The 24,762-nt window shown below is 44.4% G+C and carries 13 protein-coding genes; 1 reads left to right on the top strand and 12 read right to left on the bottom strand.

What is annotated here, in order from left to right; all coding sequences use genetic code 11:
- Positions 1-126 precede the first annotated feature (126 nt).
- The 10 genes from clpA to CXF65_RS08320 all read right to left on the bottom strand — a co-directional run bounded on the left by clpA (position 127) and on the right by CXF65_RS08320 (position 15,351).
- Positions 127-2,694, bottom strand: a complete 2,568-nt coding sequence (gene clpA, locus CXF65_RS08365; protein WP_101211710.1) for an ATP-dependent Clp protease ATP-binding subunit ClpA — start codon at positions 2,692-2,694, stop codon at positions 127-129.
- A gap of 734 nt (positions 2,695-3,428) precedes the next feature.
- Positions 3,429-3,824: an ATP-dependent Clp protease adaptor ClpS gene (locus tag CXF65_RS08360; RefSeq protein WP_101211709.1), complete on the bottom strand. Its 396-nt coding sequence runs from the start codon at positions 3,822-3,824 to the stop codon at positions 3,429-3,431.
- A gap of 374 nt (positions 3,825-4,198) precedes the next feature.
- The gene (locus CXF65_RS08355; RefSeq protein ID WP_025650497.1) at positions 4,199-5,074 is read right to left on the bottom strand and encodes a hypothetical protein; all 876 of its coding nucleotides are present in this window, start codon (positions 5,072-5,074) and stop codon (positions 4,199-4,201) included.
- A gap of 115 nt (positions 5,075-5,189) precedes the next feature.
- Positions 5,190-6,257 carry an N-acetyl-gamma-glutamyl-phosphate reductase gene (gene argC / locus CXF65_RS08350; RefSeq protein WP_101211708.1) on the bottom strand — a complete coding sequence of 356 codons (1,068 nt, stop codon included), beginning with the start codon at positions 6,255-6,257 and terminating at the stop codon, positions 5,190-5,192.
- A 150-nt stretch (positions 6,258-6,407) separates the two neighbouring features.
- Complete coding sequence (gene hemE, locus CXF65_RS08345) at positions 6,408-7,544, bottom strand: uroporphyrinogen decarboxylase (protein WP_101211707.1); 1,137 nt, start codon at positions 7,542-7,544, stop codon at positions 6,408-6,410.
- Positions 7,545-7,947: 403 nt separating this feature from the next.
- On the bottom strand, positions 7,948-9,120 hold the full coding sequence (gene proB / locus CXF65_RS08340; protein ID WP_025650500.1) for a glutamate 5-kinase: 1,173 nt from the start codon (positions 9,118-9,120) through the stop codon (positions 7,948-7,950).
- Between the two features lie 79 nt (positions 9,121-9,199).
- Positions 9,200-10,414, bottom strand: a complete 1,215-nt coding sequence (cgtA, locus tag CXF65_RS08335) for an Obg family GTPase CgtA (protein ID WP_025650501.1) — start codon at positions 10,412-10,414, stop codon at positions 9,200-9,202.
- A gap of 319 nt (positions 10,415-10,733) precedes the next feature.
- On the bottom strand, positions 10,734-12,179 hold the full coding sequence (locus CXF65_RS08330) for a glyceraldehyde-3-phosphate dehydrogenase (protein WP_101211706.1): 1,446 nt from the start codon (positions 12,177-12,179) through the stop codon (positions 10,734-10,736).
- Between the two features lie 371 nt (positions 12,180-12,550).
- Positions 12,551-13,810: a lipocalin family protein gene (locus CXF65_RS08325; protein ID WP_101211705.1), complete on the bottom strand. Its 1,260-nt coding sequence runs from the start codon at positions 13,808-13,810 to the stop codon at positions 12,551-12,553.
- Positions 13,811-14,283: 473 nt separating this feature from the next.
- Complete coding sequence (locus CXF65_RS08320; RefSeq protein WP_101211704.1) at positions 14,284-15,351, bottom strand: NUDIX domain-containing protein; 1,068 nt, start codon at positions 15,349-15,351, stop codon at positions 14,284-14,286.
- Between the two features lie 300 nt (positions 15,352-15,651).
- On the opposite strand from CXF65_RS08320, the gene hemP reads away from it, so the two are divergent.
- Complete coding sequence (gene hemP / locus CXF65_RS08315; RefSeq protein ID WP_227672156.1) at positions 15,652-15,810, top strand: hemin uptake protein HemP; 159 nt, start codon at positions 15,652-15,654, stop codon at positions 15,808-15,810.
- A gap of 153 nt (positions 15,811-15,963) precedes the next feature.
- Here the strand turns inward: hemP and CXF65_RS08310 are convergent, their stop codons facing one another.
- Both CXF65_RS08310 and CXF65_RS08305 read right to left on the bottom strand, forming a co-directional pair.
- On the bottom strand, positions 15,964-20,958 hold the full coding sequence (locus CXF65_RS08310) for a translocation/assembly module TamB domain-containing protein (protein ID WP_101211703.1): 4,995 nt from the start codon (positions 20,956-20,958) through the stop codon (positions 15,964-15,966).
- A 61-nt stretch (positions 20,959-21,019) separates the two neighbouring features.
- Positions 21,020-24,676, bottom strand: a complete 3,657-nt coding sequence (locus CXF65_RS08305) for an autotransporter assembly complex protein TamA (RefSeq protein WP_101211702.1) — start codon at positions 24,674-24,676, stop codon at positions 21,020-21,022.
- Positions 24,677-24,762: the final 86 nt, after the last annotated feature.

The following is a 24,762-nucleotide window of genomic DNA, read 5'->3' as shown; positions in this document are numbered from 1 at the left end:
TATAGCGTGGTTTAAAGATTGATGGTAACAAAAAATGCTGTGAGGTTTGTTAATAAATTATAGCAATAAAAAAACGGCTACCACAGAAATATGGTAGCCGTTTTTATAAAGCTAATGTAAAACCGCTTAGCTGGCTAGTGACTCAGAGTCAGGATGCGGCTCATGGGTCTCAACGACCGTCAATATAATACGACTATCGGCTGAGCCCTTATCAGAAGACTTGTTACTATTTTTGTCTAGTTTCACAGTAGCGTCATCTTTCTCATCACCTGCTTCAGGCTCTAAGGTTAGATGGACAACCCCACCGTTAACCAAGTCTCCAAACAAGATCATACTGGCCAATGGCTTTTTAATCTCGTCCTGAATCAAACGCTGCATCGGACGTGCACCCATCAAACGATCATAGCCTTTATTGGCCAAGTAATCACGTACTTCATCATCGATCTCTAGCGTGACTTGCTTATCATCAAGCTGCACTTGTAGCTCAACCAAGAACTTATCGACCACTGAAACCACCACTGAGGTATCTAATGGGTTGAACTGGATGATAGCATCCAAGCGGTTGCGGAACTCTGGGGTAAAGACGCGCTTGAGCGATTCTGTATTATCACGGCTATGATCTTGCTGAGTAAAGCCCATCGAAGAGCGGCTAATACTATCAGCACCGACGTTGGTCGTCATAATGACAATCACCTGCTTAAAGATAGCAACACGACCATTATTATCTGTCAAAGTACCATGATCCATGACTTGCAACAGCAAGTTAAAGACATCAGGATGCGCTTTTTCAATCTCATCAAGCAATAAGACGCAGTGCGGATGCTGATTGATCTTTTCAGTCAATAATCCACCCTGATCAAAACCGACGTAGCCTGGAGGCGCACCTATCAGACGTGAGGCCGTATGGGCTTCCATATACTCTGACATATCGAAGCGCACCAACTCTACGCCTAATAATTTTGCCAACTGACGCGATACTTCTGTTTTACCAACCCCTGTAGGACCGGCGAACATAAACGAACCAATTGGCTTATCTGGTGCTTTTAAACCCGCACGAGACAGTTTAATCGCATCTGCTAACGTCTCGATCGCTTCGTCTTGCCCAAACACTAAGTGCTTAAGATCTCGATCTAAATGCTCCAGAATACTCTTATCATCACTGGATACCGACTTGGGCGGAATACGCGCAAGCTTGGCAACGATAGCCTCAATGTCTGCCACATCGATTTTCATCGGTGGTTTTTTCTTGGCTTTCACCGCTTTTGAATCGTCAGATGATTTAGCACGATCATTGGCTTTTGCCGCATTGGCTTGATCCTGCATCTCGTTATCATCGTCACTGCTCAGGTCGCCATCTAAACCCTCAGTATCGGCATCGATCTGAGCATCAAAGTCCTGCTCTAAATCCGCAATGAAGCTCTCTTCTGCTTCAATGTCGTCGGCATCTGGAATCACACCTAGGCGCTTATACGCACCGGCTTCATCAATGACGTCGATTGCCTTATCAGGTAAAAAGCGCTCGTGAATGTGCTTGGCAGATAACTGTACAGCGGTAACCAACGCTTCATCAGTATATTCAACGTTATGAAACTCTTCATAGCGCGGCTTTAGACCGCGTAAGATATCGATACTGTCATCGACACTTGGCTCTTTAACATCGATCTTTTGGAAACGACGTGACAGCGCATGGTCTTTTTCAAAGACCTGACGATACTCAGTAAAGGTCGTTGAACCAATGCAACGCAGCTCACCGTTAGCAAGTGCTGGCTTGATTAAATTCGACACGTCCATATTGCTACTCATTGAAGAGCCTGCACCAATAATCATGTGAATCTCATCGATAAACAAGATCGCGTTGGGCTTATTCTTTAGGGCATCAAGCAGTGACTTCATACGTTTTTCAAAGTCACCACGATACTTAGTGCCTGCGATGAGCGAGCCGATATCTAAGCTATAAATCACACAGCCATTGAGTGGCTTAGGTGCTTTATCATTGATAATTAACCATGCTAGCCCTTCGGCAATAGAGGTTTTACCAACCCCTGGCTCACCAACCAACAATGGGTTGTTTTTGCGGCGACGGCAAAGTACTTGTGCCGCTCGTTCAATCTCAGAAGCACGGCCAATTAATGGATCCGTTTTGCCTTCTGCGGCACGCTGATTGAGGTTAGTAGCGAACTCAACCAAGGGATCTTTACTGGTCTTTTCAGAAGCACTACGGCGCTCACCAGTCATAGAGGCACGTGGCTCAGATGGCTCGTCTTTGTCCTGACCGTGTGATAGATACTGGGTCAGCTCAAGGCGACTGATGCCTTGTTTTTTAAGCAAATAAACCGCGTAAGTATCGTGCTCAGAAAACATAGATACCAAAATATCTGAGCCTTCGACCAAACGACCGCCACCGATAGACTGCACATGAAAAATGGCGCGTTGTAGAATGCGATCAAAGCTTTGAGTCGGCTGTGGTGATTGCTCCGTTTCTGCGTCTACCGTTGGCGTATGCTTATTGATATAAGCCTCGAGCTCGGTACGCAGCGTAGAAACATTCGCATTACACGCCGTTAATGTATTGGCAGCATGAGTGTTTTCTAACAGTGCCAACAATAAATGTTCAACAGTGAGATACTCATGCGATTTTTGGCGCGCAAGTGTCATTGCTAAACGCAAAGAAACTTCAAGATGACGACTTAACATAAGGACTTCCTACAGTTGTACCTATCTTTATAAATTGATAGCTTTATGAATGAGTTAGGTAGTAAATCAGGGCGATAGATGGATTGTTCAAGGGCAATGTTAGTATTATTAAGAAACCTGCCTAAATGATGATTGATGCGTATCGCGTATCATTTAGCCGATGTTTCGACCTATCTAGCAATGATTGTGATAATTCATATTCGCTTTTCTTTATCTCAACATGATACTCAATCATAGTCAATCTATTAACGCATACTAAAATGTATCTAAGCACACTGTATGACGTCATGGTCAACATGAGAAAAAGTCAAAATAATGAATTAAATGAATGAGAAGTTGATGATAAAAAAGATCATATAAGAACGAGGACGTAAATAATCAGAATATTGAATAGTATTTGTCTGAATAATGGCTTCAGTGGCGTAGCAAAGTGCTAAAACGACTAGGCCTGAAACATCGAGCTACTATACAACGCTATGTTTAATATATAGGGCTACTTAACCTGAAAATCAAGATCAACACAGAAAGATGTCTACTTATTTGACAGAAAGATGTCTACTTATTTGGGAAGGGCAATTGCGCTGTTTTGCTGTAAAGCAATTAGCAGAACTTTATGACAATAAAGCTTTATATAGGTTTATCAATATAAAGCCTGCCAGTGGTCTTCTGAATGGCTGATTTAGGGAATGCTAAACAAAGCGAAAAACTGCGACAAAATAAAACAGTCGCGACGGCTATTCACCTTGATGCGGTTCGATTTGAGTCAGTAACGGATAACCTTCGCGATGAGCAAGGCTATTCACCTTTTTGGCTTTGGTTTCGGCGATATCTTTGGGATAAATACCGGCAATACCTTTACTGCTGTTATGAATCGTCAACATGATTTCAACGGCAGAATCAACGCTGTGGCGAAATTCTGACTGCAAAACGTAGACAACAAACTCCATCGGCGTGTAATTGTCATTGTACATCACGACCGCATACATCGGTGGCTTCGCCACTTCTGGCTCGGCCACGAGCACGTCTGCTTGCGGCGATGTCTCACCGTCTGGCTCACTATCTTGAGCGCGTTGCGCAGGTATATTAGGAAAGTGCCAATCAAAAACGGTCGGCCTAGCTTGTAGAGTCATAGGTTTTATCATAATCAAAGTATAATTATAAGGTAAGTTTGAAATAAAGAAGAGGTTATACAGAAAGGCTATCAGGCATAGCGCAAAGTATCATTAGTTATCAGAAAATATCGTTAATTATCAAAAAATGTCATTGTTATAAAATAATGGTTATGAACAGCCATTACGTTTAACTAACTTTGGCTTATACCATTAAATTTCAAGTACTTGTTAGGTTTTAGATATTAATTAAATTTTAGGCACTATAGTTAAATTCAAATAATTTCGATATTTCGATGCTTTGATATTTCAATACAATGAAACCGAGTGCAAGCGATACATCAGCATGGTTAGCGTGAATGACGATGTAACGGATTTATATGAATTGACTATAATCAAGGCTCGATAGGACTTTCATCTACTTCTGGCAAATCTAAAAGCGATAGCGGCATATTGTCGACCCTATCGCCAAGCTTCCAGTCATAAAGCTGTTCTTTTTGCTGACCACCGGCTCTCAAAGTCAGTTTTGCCTGCAATGGCTTAAAGCCTGATGGCATCATAAAGCGGCCACGAATACGCACAATACCCTTAATCGAATAACTGGCAGGATCTAGCGGCACTTCCACGAAGTCATCATCATCAAGCAATGTCAACGTTGGTGTTAAACGCTTGGCATTACCATCTTCACTGAGCATACCGATGTCAAAACCATACTCAAAAGCATTCTCAGGTAGCGGCTTAATATTAGCACCAATTATCTGTAGTGGCATGCCACCATTATCAGCAATCACCTCAGTATAGAGCTCATTAAGCTGGGCAACTTGTTTGTTTTCAACAGTTAGTGATTTTTGCGTTTCGCGTAACTCTTTCAAGTTTGCCAAACTAATCGCCAGCTCTTGCTTGGCAGTCGCAGCCTCACTGGTGGCTATTTTGTTGCTAATCCGCAAGTCTTTTAGCTCTTTGGTCGCCTCATTGCTATTGATAATTGCTTGCTTGGTCTCGGTTTGCATCGAATGAAAGCCGCGCTGATAGCCAAGCTTATGACCAAATAACAATCCAACAGTAGCGGTCACTAATATGGCCACAACAAAGAGTGCCAGCACCAGTGTCGATGCCCCTTTTTGACCAGCAATGAGATTGTGATGGTTGTCGATAAAGCGGTCACTGCTTTGTAAAGAATGCGGTCTACGCTCCACTTGATATGGAACAGAGTCTTGGCACGATAAACGTGCTGGCTGTGAGCAAAAGCGTAGTACAATCTTAACACGCATTTAGACAGTATCTCTTAACAGTAAGGGCAGGTTATTATAGCGGAATTTATAATCAATACCTAGCACCATCAATATGAATGATTTAACAGTAAAAATACAATGTTGGATAGTAAGCTTAAGGGACAATCGGCGCAAAATTCAACCCCTGTGACTCATCAAACCCAAACATCACATTCATATTCTGTACCGCCTGCCCAGCCGCGCCTTTTACTAAATTGTCTTGTACCACAATAACCGTCAATTCAGAACGCTCATTGTCCTGATGTACCGAAATCCGCAGACGGTTGCTGGCTCGCACACTGCGCGTATCAGGATAAATACCTTTTGGCATGACATCAATAAACAACTCTGACGCATAGCATTGTTCAAATGCTTGTTGCCAATCGATGGCAGCGCCTTCTTCGGTCAACTCCATATGGATAGAGCTTAACATGCCACGAATCATTGGCACTAGATGCGGTAAAAAGCGAATACGATGGCTAAACTGACTGTCTAATAACTGCGCCACCCCCTGCTCAATCTCTGGCAGATGACGATGACCTGTAACGCTATAAGCTTTAAAATTGTCCGTTGTTTCCGCATAATTAAGCGCCAGACTCGCCTGACGTCCCGCCCCTGAAACGCCAGACTTCGCATCAATAACAATACGAGCATCGATCAATCGGGTGGCTTGCTGATTTTGCGCGTCAATAATGGGTTTTAAACCCAAAATAGCGGTGGTTGGATAACAGCCAGGATTTCCTACGACCAAAGCGTTTGCAAGTTTGTCGCGATTGACTTCAGGTAAGCCATAAACAGCCGTTTTCAGCAGCTCAGGACAGGCATGCGACTGTTTATACCAATGCTCAAACTCCATCAATGACTGGAGACGAAAATCAGCCGCCAAATCGATGACTCGTACACCTGCTTGAGTCAACGCTTGTGCTTGTTTCATCGCGACACCGTGTGGCGTGGCAAAAAACACCACATCACATTTTTGTAGGGTGGCAAGCGTATCATCACCCAAGTCACTAAAGACAATATCCGAGATACCGCGTAAGCTTGGGAATATCTCATCAGCACGTGTACCCGCTTCACTACGTGACGTTAGCAAATCAATAGAAACCTCAGGATGAGCGGATAGTAAGCGAATCAGCTCAATACCTGTATATCCTGTGCCACCGACGATTGCTGCTGAAATCATAAGATATCCCCTTTTACTCAGTAATGTAATTGCTAGCTATCGCTACCACTGGATTTTAAATTTATAAGTCCAATTTATCATAGCATTTAAATATCTCAGTGGCTAAATACCACAATGATTAAATAGCACAGTGATTAAATAAAACAATGGCTAGATTTTGTAATCATGCACGGCATCGATAAACACTTTGGCATTGTCAGGGTTGACCCACTGCGTAATACCATGACCCAAATTCGCCACGTAGCCAGTTTTTTCGCCATTAGCATAAGCGCTATCTAGCATTAACTTTACTTCTGAGCGGATGGTTTCAGGAGAACCGTAAAGGGTTGCTGGATCCAAATTACCTTGAAGCGCTTTGCTACTCTGTAACTTCTTATGCTGTTTGGTCAATTGACGCTGACTCTCAGTCAATGCTTGACGCGCCCGATCAAGCGGCATCGTCCAATCTAGACCTAAGGCATCCGCCTCACTATCCGCTTGGACATCTAGCCATAGTCCGCCGCCCTTGGTAAACAGTACCACTGGTATATCAGGGTGACGCACTTTTAGCTCAGCGACGATGCGCTTATTATAAACATGTGAAAAATCGATAAACTGACGATGACCAAGCGCGCCGCCCCAGCTGTCAAATATCTGCAATACTTGAGCACCAGCAACGACTTGCGCATCTAAATAGTCAATAACAGACGTGGCAAGCTTATCTAATAATTGATTTAAAAAAGCTGGGTTACTATATAAAAAGCCTTTGGTATAACGATAATCTTTTGAGCTGCCGCCTTCAATCATATAGGTCGCTAGTGTCCACGGACTACCAGAAAAACCGAATAAGGGCACTTGCCCATTTAATGCTTTACGAATGCTGTTCACCGCACGCATGACGTAATCCAGAGAGTCATTGACATCAAGCACAGGCAGTCTATCTAAATCAGCTTGCGTACGAATAGGGTGTTTGAACTTCGGCCCTTCTCCCGTCTCGAAATACAAACCCAAGCCCATGGCATCAGGGATAGTCAAAATATCACTAAATAGGATAGCTGCGTCCAAATCATAACGACGTAGTGGCTGTAAAGTGACTTCTGTCGCGCGATCGGTATCGCGGCACAAGCTCATAAAATCACCTGCTTCAGCACGGGTGGCTTTATACTCTGGTAAATAACGACCAGCTTGGCGCATCATCCACACGGGTGTGGTGTCGATCGTCTCAAAACGAAAGGCACGTAGTAATCTGTCGTTTTTTAGAGGGGCAAACTCATGCTGAAGCGAGTTGTTATTGTCTGAAGCACTCATGTACAAATCTCCAAAACAACACGGTATTCATTGATAATGATAACAATGAATACCGTGCTGGATAAAATAAGTTAAATATAAAGAATATAGAACGCGGCACAAATTAAACCATCAGGTTTTTGTACAAAGACGGGTTTTGATCAAAATCGCCTTTTAAACCAAAAACGTCTGGTATCACAAAATAATACTGGTTTTCAAATTTTTGAGTGTCGGTTACTTTTAAATATTAGGGCGTATTAACAAGCTTTTCGTCGCGCATAAATTTCCAACCTCGATGAGTATAAGTAATCGTATGACAAAAACAATCTATTGACCAAAGTCATTTGATGCCTTATTTATACTTATAGATAAGACACCTTTATACTTATACATAGAAAGTCAAGTACATAGAAAATCGATACCACTACATCGTCAATGCTAGGTTGTCACGATGTACCATGACCACGCGCTCTTCATTATTACCAAGAATTCTATCGAATTGCTCAGTACGCTCACGAGCCACACGGCGCGCGTCACGAGAGGAGAAGTTGACTTGGCCAACGGCGAGACGCTCGCCTGTATCTTGGTGCACAATTTCGACCACATCACCTTCATCAAAATCACCGCGTACTTCTGCTACGCCGACTGGTAGCAAGCTCTTATGATGTTCAACGACGGCTTTTGCGGCACCAGCATCAACAATCAAAGAGCCTGACATACGTAGATGCGCTGCTAGCCATTGTTTACGAGCAATGATTTTATCTTCGTCATTAGTCGTTAGCAACGTACCAACCGCTTCACCAGATACCACACGGGTAATAACGTCATCGATAGCGCCGCTCACAATTACGGTAGGACAACCACCCATGGCGGCAAGGCGACCAGCACGAATCTTGGTTAGCATTCCACCACGTCCGAGTTTGCCACCATCACCTGCAATATCAAACAAGTAATCAGCCATGGCACGCTCTTGACGAATCATTTTGGCATCAGGGTTATCACGCGGATTATCAGTGAACACGCCGTCTTGATCCGTTAAGATAATGTACAAATCAGCATTGACCATCGCTGCTGCCATCGCACCTAACGTATCGTTGTCGCCAAATTTGATCTCATCAATGGTGATGGTGTCGTTTTCATTAATGACCGGTAGCACGTTCCATTCTAATAACTGTGTCAGTGCGCCTGTGGTATTCAGATAACGACTACGGTTGGACAAGTCATCATGGGTTAGTAGTAGCTGAGAGCTTTGAATACCGTGCTGAATCAACGCTGACCACCAGGTTTCAATCAAGCCCATTTGACCAATAGAAGCACAAGCTTGCAGCGCCGCTAATTTTTTGGGACGCTCCTCTAGGTTCATGCGTACCACGCCTTCAGCAACTGCCCCTGACGACACGAGCAGTACTTCCACGCCTTGCTTGTGCAGCTTAGCAATTTGCTTTGCCCATTCGTAAATGGCAGTTCGATCTAGCCCTCGACCGTTATTGGTTAATAACGATGAGCCAATCTTGACAATAACGCGCTGAATATCAAAGTTGCGAGTTTGCTTAATAAACCTTGCTTCTTCGGTCGTGTTTTCTATGTCACCTGCCATATAAACTCCTGTGTCTTATGTCAATTAATTACGGGGATTGATCTAAAAAATTCAAGTATATCAGTTTAAGCACCATCATTTAAGGAACATAAACGACTTCAACGCCATCTTCATCGTCATCATCTAAATCATCATCGTCGTTTAAGTCCAACCCTTCACGTGCCGCTTTTCGAGCCGCACGATAAGCCTCACGCTGGGCTTCAGTATTCAGACGTACTTCTACTTCTAAGCGCTCAAAACGTGTTCTTTGTGCTTCAGCGAAGATGGGGTCCTCTATTTCGCGTTCGCGCTCACGTTCAATCTCATTCATCAAATGATATTTAACAGCATCAGTCCCTTCACCCATTAGAGTTGACGTGCGAAATACATCTCCTGTCCAACCAAGCTCAGCGACAATATGGGTACAGAGCTCATTTAACTCTTCTTCAGGCACCTGATCAATTTTGTTTAATACCAAAATTTGGGGTAGGTTGGATAATTCAGGCGAAAAACGTTCAAGCTCATTCAAGATAACACGAGCATTTTTTACCGGATCGCTGCCATCAATTGGCTTTACATCAACCACATGTAACAGACGGCGCGTACGAGCAACATGCTTTAAAAAGCGAATGCCAAGTCCTGCACCTTCTGAGGCACCTTCGATTAAACCCGGAATATCCGCCATGACGAACGAGCGATGACGACCAATATCGACCACGCCCAGATTTGGAACCAACGTGGTAAACGGATAATCAGCAACTTTTGGTCTAGCAGCAGAGACTTGGCGGATAAAGGTCGATTTACCCGCATTAGGTAAACCAATCAAGCCAACATCAGCCACAACTTTTAGCTCAAACTTAAGCACTTTTAGCTCACCTTCAAAGCCTGAAGTAGCCTTGCGCGGTGCTTGGTTAGTCGAGCTTTTGAAGTGAGTATTACCCAAACCGCCATCACCGCCTTTGGCAATGAGCAAAGTCTGACCAATTTCAATCAAATCACCCAACACTTCATCGGTTTCGGTATCGACTATCGTCGTACCGATAGGCACTGGCAAAAATAGATCGTCAGAGCCCTTACCTGAACAGTTTCTACTATGACCATTCTCAGCTCGCATGGCGTCATAGCGACGCGTATAGCGATAGTCAACTAGGGTGTTGGTGTTATCCTCCGCAATGGCATAAACATCTCCGCCCTTGCCACCATCGCCACCATCAGGTCCACCACGTGGGACATACTTTTCTCGGCGAAAACTGGCGATTCCGTTACCACCGTCACCTGCTTTTACCGTTACGACGGCTTCATCAATAAATCGCATCTTACGTTCCTTAATTTACCATCCAGTTTATAAACTGGTTACAGCCAACGACTGTATTTTAGGGTATAGCTATGTGTTTGTGTAGTTGTAAAAACTTAATGCTTATAAAAAATTAGTGCTTGTAAAAAACTGGTTTAAAAATAATTATAACCCTAGTGTGCCAAAATACTTAGCAACAAACATGATACTTAGCAACAAGTATGACAACAACACCCGATAACCAATCGGACTATCGGGTGCTTGAGTATCACATCTAAAAAACATGGCTTCTATACGAAACTTAATGCATTAGCGTATCACTGCTATAGACTTAGAATTTTTACGCTGGAATCTGAGTATAGCTGATGCCGGCCATTTGTGTCGCCAAACGTAATACTTGCGTACTGTAGCCCACTTCGTTGTCATACCAGATATAAACGATGGCATGATTGTCCGTGAGAATCGTCGCTTGTGCATCAACGATACCGACGTGCGTATCACCGACGAAATCAGTCGAGACCGCTTCGGTAGAGTCCGTATAAGCAATCTGTGTTTGCCACTGGCTGCTATTAGAAATTTTACGCATAAACTCATTTAACGCATCAGCACTGGCAGGTGCAGTTTTGAGGTTTAAGTTTAAAATTGCTAAGCTGACATTCGGCGTTGGGACACGAATAGCATTACCGGTTAATTTGCCGCTAAGCTCTGGTAGTGCTTTACCAACTGCTTTTGCCGCACCAGTACTAGTGATAACCATATTCAACACTGCACTACGGCCACGGCGATCGGCCTTGTGGTAGTTATCGATTAGGTTTTGGTCGTTGGTGAACGAATGAATCGTTTCCACATGACCATTTTCGATACCATACTCGTCATTCAATACTTTTAGCGTTGGTGTAATCGCGTTGGTCGTACAGCTCGCCGCGCTGACAATCGTATCATCACCGACCGTATCATTATTCACACCATAAACGACGTTTTTAATCTCGCCGCCAGCAGGAGCCGTTAGCAATACTTTTTTAACGCCTTGAGACTGTAGATGCTTACCAAGACCGGCTTCGTCTTTCCAAATGCCCGTGTTATCAACAACCAATGCATCGTTGATACCATAAGCCGTATAATCAATTTCGCTTGGGTCTTTAGCATAAATAACTTGCACAAAGCGACCATTGATAATCAGACCGTTATTTTCATCATCAACCACCACGCCACCAGCGAAGCTACCATGAATCGAATCACGCTCTAGTAATGATGCACGCTTGGCCAAATCACCAGCAGCAGCCGGACGTACGACGATGGCTTTGAGTTGTACGCCTTTCGCGCTTGACGCTTGCGATAACAATAGACGCGTTAAGATACGACCAATACGACCAAAACCGTATAGCACGACATCAGTCGCACCATTGATAGCATTGTTGTCACTGCTAATAGATTGCAGAGCCGCTTGTACATCACTGTCATTAGCAATCAATTGACCGACATCGATACGCGCAGCTTGGATAGCCTTATTGTCTGCTAGCACTTTAACCATCGCTAGCGTATCAGCGATAGCGATGGCTTTTGCATCTTGATCACGCATCGCTACTTTTTGATGTAGTGCCAATATGCGACCGACTGAGGTCGTATCTAGCGTTTCACCGAACAAGGTCACTTGGACATCTTGCTCGTTATAGAGCTTATTCAATAGCCCCATCAGCTCAATCGCTTGTTGCTCTTGGTTGTTATAATTGCTCAAGTGCTCTTGATGTAGGTGGCGTAAGGTATCAGCGTTGCTCACGAGAAACATCCTTATGGTCAGTAATGTATGATCAGTAAAGTATGAAGAAGTATCAAACAGATAGATTGTATTTAGTCTAAGTGACTATTCAAATACGGTGAGGTCAAATACGATGAGGGCAAAACATCCATGCCAATCATTTTTCATTTTCATCAGTGTATTTAGATCGCCTAGATTTTAGCCTAAAACGGTCAATTTTGCCAGTGATAACCGATCAGCGCGCACTTATAACCTATTTTGGGGCTATATTGACTTGATTATAAAAATAAAGGCAGCCTATTACGCTGCCTTTGTTAAATTCGAACGCCTTAAACAACGATGCTGTTAAACAACTAAATCGATAAACAACTAGCGCACTAAACAATTAAGTCACTAAACAATTAGGGTACTAAAGTAACTGTTTGATTGCTTTGTGCGGTCAGTTTAAATTCTTTCAAGTCGTAGCCTTGTTGCTGGGCAATTTGGCGATATTTCGCATAGGTTTCCTGACTGACATTGGGCGAACGTGCTAGTAACCATAAATAGTCTTTGTCTGGCGTACCAACTAGCGCTGTCTGATAATCAGCATCGCGCGCCAATACCCAATAATCGGCACGACCGACTGGTAACCAGCGAATCCATGAAGGCAAGAACGTCACTTTTAGCTTGCTACCCGTATCGTCGGCAGGTTTTGCCAATCCCTCAGCGGTAATATCTGAACCGTCTTCAGCTTTACATTTATTGGTGACTACCACTCCGGAGCCGTCTATTTTTTGGGCATAGTTTGCGGTTACATCACTAGCACAGTTGCGCTGAAAGTACATTGGTAACCGACCTATCTCATACCACGTGCCTGCATACTTTTTGAGATCCACACTGTCGACGGTGGTCGGTGTGTTCGCAGACTTATGGATGATGTCGCTGGGCTTCACAGACAAGGTTTGCGTTGTGGTTTTATCAGTCGTCGCCGTGGCAGAAGTTTTACTAGTGGACGCGCTAGTCGCTGGTAACGGCGCAGCATAAGCCGAAAACGCCGCCAACGGTATAATAATCGCTAGGGCAATGCCAGTATGCTTAATAAGCCCATTCATAAATATGCGCTCCGGTATTTCTTTATATGAGGTCGTCGTCAATGATAAATCATCTGTGTTTTGAGGTTTTTCTATTGAAATATTCGCTTGTTCCTCTGACATCAGTACATCTACTTTGTTAGATTCCTGTGCTTGCTTCTTCTGCGCTTTTTTGTAGCCACGGATTTTTTGAGAGCCGCTAGCTTTTTTGAAGCCATTAGCCGTGTCAAAATCCTCTATATCGCTATTTTTTGAATCGTTACTGTTGATATTACCGTTTTCAATCATAGCAAACTCTTTTGCCTGTGTAAGGCTTTTGTCGATGCTTTTGTATCCAAAATAGCTGTCTTGCAAAGACGATGTTTTTGCCAAATGGTTTGAATGTTCGCCGTTATAACTGTCGCTGTCATTACTAGCATTGAGACTTTTATTACCATTGATAGCATGGTTATAGCTTGCATCATTGCTGGCACTATTTACGTGTTGCCCATTATCCTGATAATGGTTCTTTAACTGACTGTTTTGCTGTGATTGAGAACCGGCTGCCTGTGCATCAGACCATGATGACTGAGGTAACTTATTGGTTTTCATAGGGATACCATTAATTATTGGTGATGGTTAAAAACTTATTCATTATCAAATAAATATTATTTGATTTTCTACACAAAAATATTGTTACTAATAAAGATAATGTGAGAAAAATCAAATATTATTATGAGTAGTGAGAGTCGCTTGACCAGACAATTGGTTTATTAAAAGCCAAAAACGTCATCTATAAAAACAGCTTGAAGACTCTCTAATTTGATAGCCTATCTTAATGGCAGTGCTATGATTAAAACAGTGTCGCAATGTAGGAAAACGCAACGGTTTGTAAGTAATTCTGTATTTAGATTAGAGAATAAACACATAGTTACCGATTGGATAAATATAAGGGAAGCTTATTATTATTAAGAATTTACTTTGATAAATGGTAGCTACTGTGCTTGACGTGATAGGCCTTGTACAAGCACTTGATGAGCATAGTTAACTTGGTATTTATTAATAAAAACTTGCTAAAAAAACGCCTAAACGAACTGGCTGATACCGGCCACGCTGATACCGCCGTATTGGACAGCTTGCTCAATCATAGCTGGTGACAAGCCACCCAAACCAATGACTGGCATGTCAGCCAACTGTGCCAAAGCTGACCACGCTACCCAACCTAATGGCGCAGTATCGGGATGCGTTTGGGTCGCTAGTACTGGTGATAAAAACACACCGATCACTGGTGCTTGCTGCTGCTGTAAACGAACACTAGCAAGCTGATTAGCGGCATGGATACTGGCTGCATCGTGACAGCTGATTATTAATGGTCGATCGAGAGGTAACGCCTGCTCACCTACGGAACTGTCTTGCTCATTATCAAACCATTTCATGAGCGCAGTCTGAGAGATTTGATGAGCAACGATCTGATAATCGGCTTGTAATGAATGAAGGCGACGCTCAAATGGCAGAATCACTTGAATGTCTGGACGCAAAGCCATCAATTGCTTTACGCTATTATCAAAGTCTGAGTCCTTAACTCGAATGTATAGCCAAGCATGGGTCCCTACTTTTTCCTTGTGATAGGTCAACCATTCTGTTGCTGGATTGGGCAGATCATTAAAGTGCGCCAAAGGATAGCTAATCGCTATCTGTGCGGGTAGACGCAACCATTCTAAAATCGTTTTATTGGCAGCAGGGAAATGATACTTCCCTGCCAATAGCGCAGATTTATTGACCCATTTTAGCGCTTGCCCTTCTAAGCCATAGCAAAGATGGCGATGTTGCTCATACTGCCCTGCTGTCAGCTCAATATTATAGACCTGCAAGCTCACTTGCTTATCCCCATAATCATGATGCAGTCGTCCAAGTTTGACGACAGTATTGTCGTGAATATCGATTCCAGTTTCTTCAGCGACTTCGCGTATTAATGCCTGTTTTGCGGTTTCATTCGCCTCTATCTTGCCACCTACAAACTCATAACGGTTGCCCTGATGTTGAGCCGCATCTCGAAATCCGAGCAAATACTGCGTCTGATAATGAATAACAGCGACAGCGACATTTACAATCTTTTGATGGTGGGTTTGTTGAATCATTGCGGCGTTTGCCATAATACTGTCCTCAAATGCTTGTTTTATTTGTTATGACTCGAATGCTTGCTTTGTTTGTTATGAATAGTCACTTGCGATAATAAACTGATATTAAGTTAAGTCATTGATATAAAAAATAAAAAATAAATTCAATCTGACTTTATCATCGTAGGTTTATATAAGTTTACATAATGACTGCATTTTATTTTATCAATTACCTTGCAAAACAATCCAATCTAAATGATAATTATTATCGTTAATGACTATTACTCTTCGATGTCGACTACTCAACTGTTTTACCAAAAGGAATTTACTATGAGCATGGTTATCTCTCGTTACTTAAACTGCCGCGAAAACCGTCTACCGACTTTGCAATCACAGCATCTGTTTGCCTTGACCAAAGAGGTACGTATTGAGCACGAAGGTGAGGAATATCGCTTACGCTTAACTCGCAATAACCGCTTAATTTTGACCAAATAGTTAAAATTACACCTCACAAAAAAACGCCTTTATCGAAAGGCGTTTTTTATTGATTAAAGTACAGTTGATTAAAGTACAGTAAATACTATTTGGGCAATATTAGAGTTAATAAATCAACCATTAGCTGATAACAGTATTATCCAAAATTGCCTTCTAAAATTGCCAACTATAAACCACATCAACCGCGTTTTCTGCCGCCGACGTTGCCTCGACATAAATTCGACGGGTCAACTGGTAACGAACAGATAGGCTGTTCTGCGCATTAAAGACACCTACCCCGTAGCGAATGTATAAGTCAGGGGTCACGTAACCGGTGACATTGACGTTAGTGTCTTCACTCCCGCCAGAGGCATCAACAGTCAAGCTTTGTAGACCAAAGGCTTGACCAATCTGGTTGGTTAAGTTGCGTGTACCGCTCAGCCCGAAGCTCAGCCCAGCGGCCGCTAAGTTATTCGTCACTTGCGACTTAAATCCCTGCTCACTGATTTGCGTGGCGCTCTTATTATCGATACGACCAGTGACCAACGCATTCATTGCTTGCTGTTGGGTCAGACCAGCATTATTAAAGACGATAATGTTTGGACTCTCAGTACTGCCTTTGACGCGCACGCCGACTGTTTTTCCGCTAATGACTTTGACAGCTTCAATACTCAGGTTAGGCTTCATCACATCCCCATTGAAGCGCACCTGCCCATAGTTAAGCTCTAGACTCTGACCGAAAGCATTGATATTGGTACGACGTGATACTTGCACCACCCCTGTGGCACGCATAATGCCCGTGCCGTTTTGAGTGATATTAATCGCACCTGCCAACGGAATAACCGCTCCAAAGCCACGGAAGTTAATGTCATCACCCAAATCAACACCGATATCAGCATTGATCGACCACGGTTTTGAGATAGCTAAGACTTCGTCGATATTACCAATGAGACGACGATCTAGGACGACCGCATCTTCTGTTTGCGTAATGATGTCTTCACTAGCCTCTGGCGGACGAATGGTCGCTGATGGCACGCTGATGGCTCCTGTAATGTTGACGTAACGGTCGCCAGGACGCACGATAATATCGATATCAGGATTAATCTCAGCCAATAGCAAGGGTGGCTGAGTCAATACTAAGCGCTCACCAACGACACTCAATTTGGCTTGTAGTTTTTGCTGCCAGTTTACTGTTCCCGTTAGCGTGCCGCTGCCCGTACCACTATTAAAGGTGCCGTCGATAGTTGCTTGCGTGCCACGAATCTTGGCATCGACATTAACTTTTCTTAAATTGACTGGCAAGTCAAGCATCGCGATACGACCGTTGGCCAATTTCACATCACCATAGAACTGTGGTTTTTCTAGCGTGCCACCAAGTCCGCCCGCCATAGTGATATTGCCTTCAAGCACACGCATACCGGGGAAGAAAGGTTTAAAAATCGCTAAATTAAGCTCATTGAGCACTAATGCGCCCGAAATGGGTTTGGGGTTTTTATAAGGATCGACGATGACTTCCGCGTAACCGCGCGCGCCGCGACCAGTATTGATATCTGTCCGTAATTTAAGACCTTCAGGTACTGACAAGGCAATCAGTGACACACGCTTGTATGACAAGCTTACAGGAGCGCTGTCACCATCTTGAAGCAAGCCGATTTTGCCATTATCAGAATATAAAGTGGTATTGATAGTCGGTGGACGACCACGTTGCCAGCCGACAATCGCCTTACCATTAATCTGCCCTTGCCAATCAATATCTTTGGGTAAAAACACTGAAAATAGCGAGGCGTCTAGCTTTTGCAATGCCAAATCGACCTGACCACCAGACGGTGAAGCGATTAGGTTTTCACGTAAACACAGCTTGCCGGTTTGATCGGCCGCCTGCCAGCAATGCGCGGCAAGTTGCACCTTAAGCTCGCGGTCACTGCCGTTTTGCTTGTTAGGCAAATTGACAATCAACTGCGCTGGCTGCAACTGGTTCAAGGTGGCATATCTGGACTTAACACGACCTTTACCAATCACCCCAGACCAACTGAGTGTATTACGATTAAAACCACCTTTGAGTCTTGCTGCAATATCGAGCTGCTCATTAGCGACATTGAGATCGACCACATGTGCCTGCTCAGTACCATTAAAAGACGCATTAACGCTTTTGAAGCTTTGCCCGCCAGCATCTAAGCCTTCAGCACTGATAATAAGCTGACTTGGGCTGTTTGCTAAATTCACGATTTTGCCGCGAATACGACCTTGACGCAAGATAAAGCCCGGCAGCGCAAGTCGCTCACCGACCAAATCAATATAGATAGTGGGTAACGCTTGTCCCGCAGGCTGCGATAAGGTCGCACCGCCAGTCACTTTGCCGGTCAGCTTACTAGAGAGCTGATCGAGACTGGTGATATTAATCTTGGCTTGTAATTGCTTGGCATTGCCATTGGCAGTGATGTAGTTATCGCCCCAGCGTAAGACGAGGTTATTGGCATTTAAACTCTCGATTAAGGCGTTCACTTGCTTATATTGCGCCTGTGCATCTTGCTTTTGTAAACGTTTAAAATAGCTCGCCAAGTCTTTTGGCAGTCGCATTTTTGCGGCTAAGCTGCCTTTGGCACTGAGCGGCTGACCTTTTAACATGCCAGTCAAGTTGATCTGCTTGATATTAATGGTTTGCTGAGCGTCACTCCAGCGACCATCAGTATCGATAGTACCGGTGATAGCGCTTGGCGTACTTTTGAGGAAGTAACCCAAATTAAAGCGATTCATTACCGCTTTGATATCCCAAGCGATACCTTGACGCACATCGACGGTGCCGCTGGCATCGATACTACCTGCAGCGCCGACATGACGGAAGCGTTTGATACGGATGAGCTGGGCATCGCCACTGGCATCGATAGTCAGTTTGCCTGCTGGTAATTGCTCGGCATCTAATACACCGTCAAAATTTACTGCAAATCTATTTAGCTTACCCTTGGCATTCGCTTTGTTTTTTGGTGCTGTTTGCCACTCGCCACTGGTTTTTAAATCACCAGTAATAATGGCCGGATTGTTGGGTAAAAAATAACCCAAGTTGAAGTCATCAAAGCGACCATCCACTGTCCAACCAATATTTTTTCGCAAATCGATGACACCCTTCGCATTCACTGCGCCAGCCTCACCCTTATAATTGAGCTTACGAATACTGATCAGCCTTGGCGTGCCAGCCGCATTGATAGACAGACGACCCTTTGGCACATCCGCCGTATCGACCTGACCATCAAAACGCGCATCGAACATAGAAAGCTCGCCGCCAACGATGTCAACTTTGGCATCACCGCCACCAGTGATGCCGATAGCACGGCCGTCTTGCGTGGCATCAAGCTGCGCCTGCAAATCGGTATTGTTTAAATTAATAATATGACGCTGACCTTTAACCCCGCTTTTGCTGATATTCACTAAGCGGCCACTGGCACTAATACTGCCCGTTAGACGCTCAAGCGGTAGATCACTACGATACTTTTTGGGTAATAAACCATTAGTACGGGCATCAATTTGCCACGTTAATGGGCGCTTCTTGGTCGCCAGTTGAATCTGTCCAGTACCTGATAAATCACCGACGATACCATTATATTTGAGACGATTGATGTCAATGACATTGCCAGCTTTGCGGACGCGCACATCATAGTTGCCTTTGGGAGCAGCATTAAGCTCATTGATGACTGCATTGGCATCGACAGAGAGGGTCGAACCGCGCACGATGACATCAGCTTGACCACTAGGACTATCGATATTACCGATATTCGGGACATTACGACGGATCAGATTTTGCCAAGTGGCATCGATATACCAAGGCGCTACCTGTTTAACCTTCGCAGAGGTTTTACCACGTGCAATATTGGCATTAACATGTTCGCCATCACGCTGACGTAGATCCGCGTCAATCTCTAAGTTACCTGCACTGTTTTTTTGTTGATAATGTAGCGACAATCGACCGTTGAGTTTTTGCGGAGCGTAGGCTTTAAAATCAGCATAGTCGTCAGGAATCGCGCGGCGAATGTCAAAATTGCTACCAGTCGCGCGCACCTTTGCATCGAAGCTATTTTTCCAGTCTAAAATACCTTGTAATATTAGGTTTCCAGCTGGAACCTGAGCATCCAAACGATCAATGCGCAGTTGACTATTGGCAATCACTGCCCGCCCTTGATAATGCCCTGAAGGAATATCTTTGGCAGTCAGCTCAGTATTGATACGCAAACGTATCTCAGAGATGACCCCTGAGGCAGTGGCTGTGCCGCTTTTTAGGCGAATGGCTTGGCTTTCGGCATAAGGAATCAGAATGTCGTCCCATTGCAGTTTTGCCTGAAACGGTGAATCCTTATCGAGTCCTTGCACTACAAAATCACCGCTGACATCGTTATCATTGTAGCGGCTACGCACCTTACCAACGGTACGTTTTAAGCTGCCGGTAGCGGTAATATTAAGGGGATCAATGTAGGCTTTTTCTAAGGCACTGACCTCAGCAATAGCACTTAAGTCCAACGGATAGTCACCTTGCAAATCAATCTCACCTTGCAAAGCACTAACCTTGACGATATCTGCATACTGTAAATTGCCGCGACCTACCGTGACCATGCTGCCAACCCACGTCAAATCACGAGCGCTGATATCATGAATGACAATAGGATCTTTGGTCACTTGTTTATAGACAATCGTTTTTATTTTGGCTTGATCAAAACGCAGATTCACCGGTAGCTTGAGCGTTTTATAATCAAATGGCTCACCTGTTGGCGGTTTTTTATTGATAATCTCAATACGCTGAATGTCGGCATCGCGCAGATGGACTTCTTTAGCAAATACCGCACGCCAGCCTATTTTGACATAAGCTTGGTCTACCAAGATCTCAAGGTCTTCGGTCGCCTCGATATCGATATCTGTGACCAACAGACCATCACGCAAATTACCGCGCCCATATTTAAACTTAATACCCGTCTCAGCGCTAATCTTTTCTAATAAGAACTTGGTGCCTGATTCAGTACCAGCCGCATAAAAAAAGATGGCGAACATAATCGCCAGTACGATGAGCATGAGTACCAGTAGCTTGAGCAAAAAAGACAGCGGATACCAACGCCTTACAGCACGGGCATCACGTTGCGCCGGATCTTCATCCGGTGAATTATTAGGCGGGGTATTTTTGGTCAACATCACACTCAACTACGTTAAAAAAATGATTGCCAACAATCGCTAAAAACGATTGACGAGGCTCTTATAAAGGCGATCCGATAAAGAAACTCAACCTGACAGGAACACTTTCTTCTGTGACACCAGCGGCAACATCGACCCGCACCACACCAACAGGTGATGCCCAGCGAATACCAACACCAACGCCGACCTTTGTATCAGTCTCGAAGTTTTTGTCATAGGCATTACCCACGTCGGTAAAAACGGCGGCGCGAAAGCCAGGTTTAAACTCATAGTTATATTCCGCACTACCGACGGCGAGCACTTGCCCACCAGTCAGATAGCCATTGTCGATAGGCGATAAGCTCTCATAATCATAACCACGAATACTTTGATCACCGCCCGCAAAGAAGCGCAGCTTATAAGGCACTTCATAGAAATCATCGGCCCAAATATAGCCTGCATTGAGACTACCAAGTACTTGGTGCTTTTTGTCGTCGCCAAAACTATAAATACCGCTGACACCCGCCCGTACAATCGCTAAATCTGTATCGCTCAACGCCTTTTCAGCGCCTGCTTCTACAGAGTAATACTGACGGATACCACGAGTCGGATTGGTCGCACTATCCACGTCCGTTTTATTGATACCATAGCCCAATAACAGCGCTTGTTGCTTTGGTCTAGAAGACGTAAAGCGTATCGGCAGATCTTCTAAGTCCGCCTCATCAACCCCTGTCTCTAGCTCGTCTAAGCGATAACGTACAGAGTAGCTACGATTCCAGCCACTGTCACGGCGAATATTACGTGCCAATGAAGCTTTTAGCGTTCGGGTAGACAAATCAAAGTTGCCTTTGCCTTGATCGATGACCTCCTCTTCATAGGTGAGGCGCGCATCTAGCTTATCATTAAGCGGATGCTTCCACGGCCGGCTGCCATAGACCGAGACATTCTTAGTAATTCTAGAAACCTCCGTTTCTGCGCCAGCTTGATAGCCTTGACGATTGAGCAGGTTGTAATCTATCTTAGCTGTGGCGCGTACGCCGGTATCGGTACCATAACCAATACCTACTTGGGCGTCGCGTGGCTTACTGGAAGAGACAAAGACATATAGTGGGACTTTTTTACTCTCTTGCACTTGTTGCGGCGTTTTACGTCCTGCCAGCGTCGGTGGTACAAAGTTTTCATCCGCAAGAATACTCTTTTCATCTGGGAAGATTTTTTGTGCCACGTTGCTGATAGAGTCACTGATTTTACCTAAAATCGTGTCGGTCTCTTGGTCTTTTTCGTCTAATACCCGATCATCTGGCAAGCGGCTTAAGCGATTGGCTTTTTGTTTGATGGCTTGGAGTTTATCCAGTGTTTGCTCATCTGCTTCAAATTCGATGGCAGCGATATCTGCGGGATTAACTTTCTCCCCACTATTGCCACTATTAGCATCGCCATCGCTACTATTTGCTGCATCACTGTTTTGCGCAGTGTCATTTTGAACAGTGCCATTCGTATTACTGCTACTTTCTGCCCCATTATTTGCTGCGGCTACATCATCAATAATTTCTGAAGCATTGACCTCACTGTCAACATCGTCGTTGCCAGTATTACCAGCCGCATTGCCAGGCGCATTATCGAACGCTAAGGTACTGTTTTCACTGCTGTCATTGGGTGGCAAAATAGACTCGACATTGACAGTATTAAAATAACGTGTCGCTGATAAGTCGTTACTAAACTTAGTAACATCAGGGCGATAGAACGGCTCGCCGGGTTTGAAGTCAAACAACTGCTGCAACAATGACAATTCGACAGGTAGCTTATCAGGGTCGCGGGTCAACGTATTGGTCGCTGCATCATAAGTAAAGAACACCACTTCGTCGTACTCGTAGCGGTCACCAGTATTATAAACCAGCGATACATCGGCGGTATTGTCTGGCAAAATGATATCGACTGATTTGTTCAGCCAATACTGGTCAAAATAACCATAAGTGTTGCTGAGTGACTCTAGCGCCGCTTTACTGTTTTTGTAAACGCGATGATTGAATACATCGCCTTCTTGCGGTGGTAGCTCTTTTTCCAACGCTTGGTATTCTTCTTGCTCGCGACCTTCACCGCGAATTTCGATAATACGACTGTCGACAATGACCGGCTCACCTAGATCTTCAATGACAACCTCAATGACGTCACTATAAGGCTGACGTAAGCGCATGGTCACATCATAATAACCAACAGCTTGTGCGGCATCTTGTGCAGTTTGGCGCAGACGCGGTAAGGCTGCGGTAAAGTCAACGACAGATTGGACAGTGGTGTCATCAAGCGCAGCTTTGATGTTTTTAATCGGTTGCGTGTCTTCGTCTGCTTCGATGAGTTTTTGCGGCGTATTAGTCGCATCGTCAGCGGCAACTTGCTGCAAGTAAACCGTCGTCTCGACGTGCGGTAACGCTTGAGCACCGTCATTAAAAAATCGATTGTAGAGTCGCTTAACGATATTGGTTTTGTTACGAGCCATGGTTTTTGGCTTTTTGGCTTGCTCGATACTTTGATTGACGGCTTGGGTTTCGGACTGATAATCAGGCAAATAATCTTCTGGATTGATAATATCTGACTGCGTGCCCTCTCCTCCTGTCACATTGCCTGCACTTACTGACCTCTCATCATCGATCATACTATCATCGTCGTTATCAGCGCTTCCACTACTGACAGCATCGCTGACATTAATTGGCCGTGCCATGATTTCAGCAGTCTCAGCCTGTTCAGCCGCTGTCTCGCTTTTGCCCAGCGTATCGAGATTGCTCGGTGCTGGCAAATTGGTCGCATCAAGACTCACGTCTAAGCCAATAGGCGGGGTGGTATCATTTAAAGTCGCGATAGGCGCATCAAAGTCGCGGTCGTTATTACTGATGCCATTCATGTTACTGACATTGGTGTTGTTAACGTCGTTACCATTATTAATGCTGTCAATGTCTTGCGCATTCTGTCTATCCAGCGCTGCCAGCTCGCGATCAATCTCATCAGGCGTCATCATCTGATAGCCCTGCTGTTGCACTGTCGCCGCTTGCTGCTCCAAATCTTTATTTGCCACATTCGCCTGTGCGTCACTCAACTCGCCTACATCATAAAGGTCGTTATCCAAATCACTGGCATCATCGACATTATCATCATCTTGCTGAGCGTTGGCATTGCCATTTACTCTTTGAGATGGCGAATTTTGCAGGTCTTTTTCTTTAGTACCAGACTGCTTAATACCTAGGTTTTGTTCGCTATAGTCATCCAATACTGACTTATCGATGATGCCTTGTTCCACTGCTTTCTTTAGGCGCAAGGCATCTAAGGCGATATCAAGCTGTGTATCCTCAGTAGAGGAGAACTGAGGGTCTGTGCGAGGGGGTTTAGGGGTTGGCGGTTGCGGTGGCGTTACAGTATTGAAAAATGGTTGGTTGGCTGTATTTTGCGTATCACGGTTCTGACTATTAAGGTTCTGACTATCAATAATTTGACTGTTCGTATTGGCATTGGTCGTGGTGTCAGCCAATGCCGCAGGTGCGATACCAAAACCTACCAAGCTGCTCGCCAAGGCACTAAAAAGCGCTGAGCGCGTAAAATGAATACGCGGCGCAGTCTGCTGCAAATCATCCATCACGGCACATTTAACAGTATTGGTAGCAGCGCTGGCACGATTACCAGCATGAGTGTTTGAGGCTTTGTGCTGCGTAACCGACAAGTGGCGCGCTAGAGTTGAAGGCTGATGTTCCATGTATACTTATTTCCTATCACCTCACGCGGCACAAGGGAATGACGATAGCAGTCGCCAGGTTTTACCGGTGAATAAACGTAGAGCAG

It is taken from the genome of Psychrobacter sp. Sarcosine-3u-12 (assembly GCF_002836005.1).
GTDB classification, from domain to species: domain Bacteria; phylum Pseudomonadota; class Gammaproteobacteria; order Pseudomonadales; family Moraxellaceae; genus Psychrobacter; species Psychrobacter okhotskensis.
The sequence above is the reverse complement of the archived record's forward strand: the minus strand, read 5'-3'. Positions and strand labels throughout refer to the sequence as shown.

Excerpts from the sequence above, each read along its gene's own strand:
- CXF65_RS08360 (WP_101211709.1), bottom strand. The coding sequence starts at position 3,824 with ATGACTCTACAAGCTAGGCCGACCGTTTTTGATTGGCACTTTCCTAAT.
- CXF65_RS08355 (WP_025650497.1), bottom strand. The coding sequence starts at position 5,074 with ATGCGTGTTAAGATTGTACTACGCTTTTGCTCACAGCCAGCACGTTTA.
- CXF65_RS08310 (WP_101211703.1), bottom strand. The coding sequence starts at position 20,958 with ATGTTGACCAAAAATACCCCGCCTAATAATTCACCGGATGAAGATCCG.
- hemP (WP_227672156.1), top strand. The coding sequence starts at position 15,652 with ATGGTTATCTCTCGTTACTTAAACTGCCGCGAAAACCGTCTACCGACT.
- CXF65_RS08320 (WP_101211704.1), bottom strand. The coding sequence starts at position 15,351 with ATGGCAAACGCCGCAATGATTCAACAAACCCACCATCAAAAGATTGTA.
- CXF65_RS08330 (WP_101211706.1), bottom strand. The coding sequence starts at position 12,179 with ATGTTTCTCGTGAGCAACGCTGATACCTTACGCCACCTACATCAAGAG.
- clpA (WP_101211710.1), bottom strand. The coding sequence starts at position 2,694 with ATGTTAAGTCGTCATCTTGAAGTTTCTTTGCGTTTAGCAATGACACTT.
- CXF65_RS08325 (WP_101211705.1), bottom strand. The coding sequence starts at position 13,810 with ATGAAAACCAATAAGTTACCTCAGTCATCATGGTCTGATGCACAGGCA.
- argC (WP_101211708.1), bottom strand. The coding sequence starts at position 6,257 with ATGATTTCAGCAGCAATCGTCGGTGGCACAGGATATACAGGTATTGAG.
- CXF65_RS08305 (WP_101211702.1), bottom strand. The coding sequence starts at position 24,676 with ATGGAACATCAGCCTTCAACTCTAGCGCGCCACTTGTCGGTTACGCAG.
- cgtA (WP_025650501.1), bottom strand. The coding sequence starts at position 10,414 with ATGCGATTTATTGATGAAGCCGTCGTAACGGTAAAAGCAGGTGACGGT.
- proB (WP_025650500.1), bottom strand. The coding sequence starts at position 9,120 with ATGGCAGGTGACATAGAAAACACGACCGAAGAAGCAAGGTTTATTAAG.
- hemE (WP_101211707.1), bottom strand. The coding sequence starts at position 7,544 with ATGAGTGCTTCAGACAATAACAACTCGCTTCAGCATGAGTTTGCCCCT.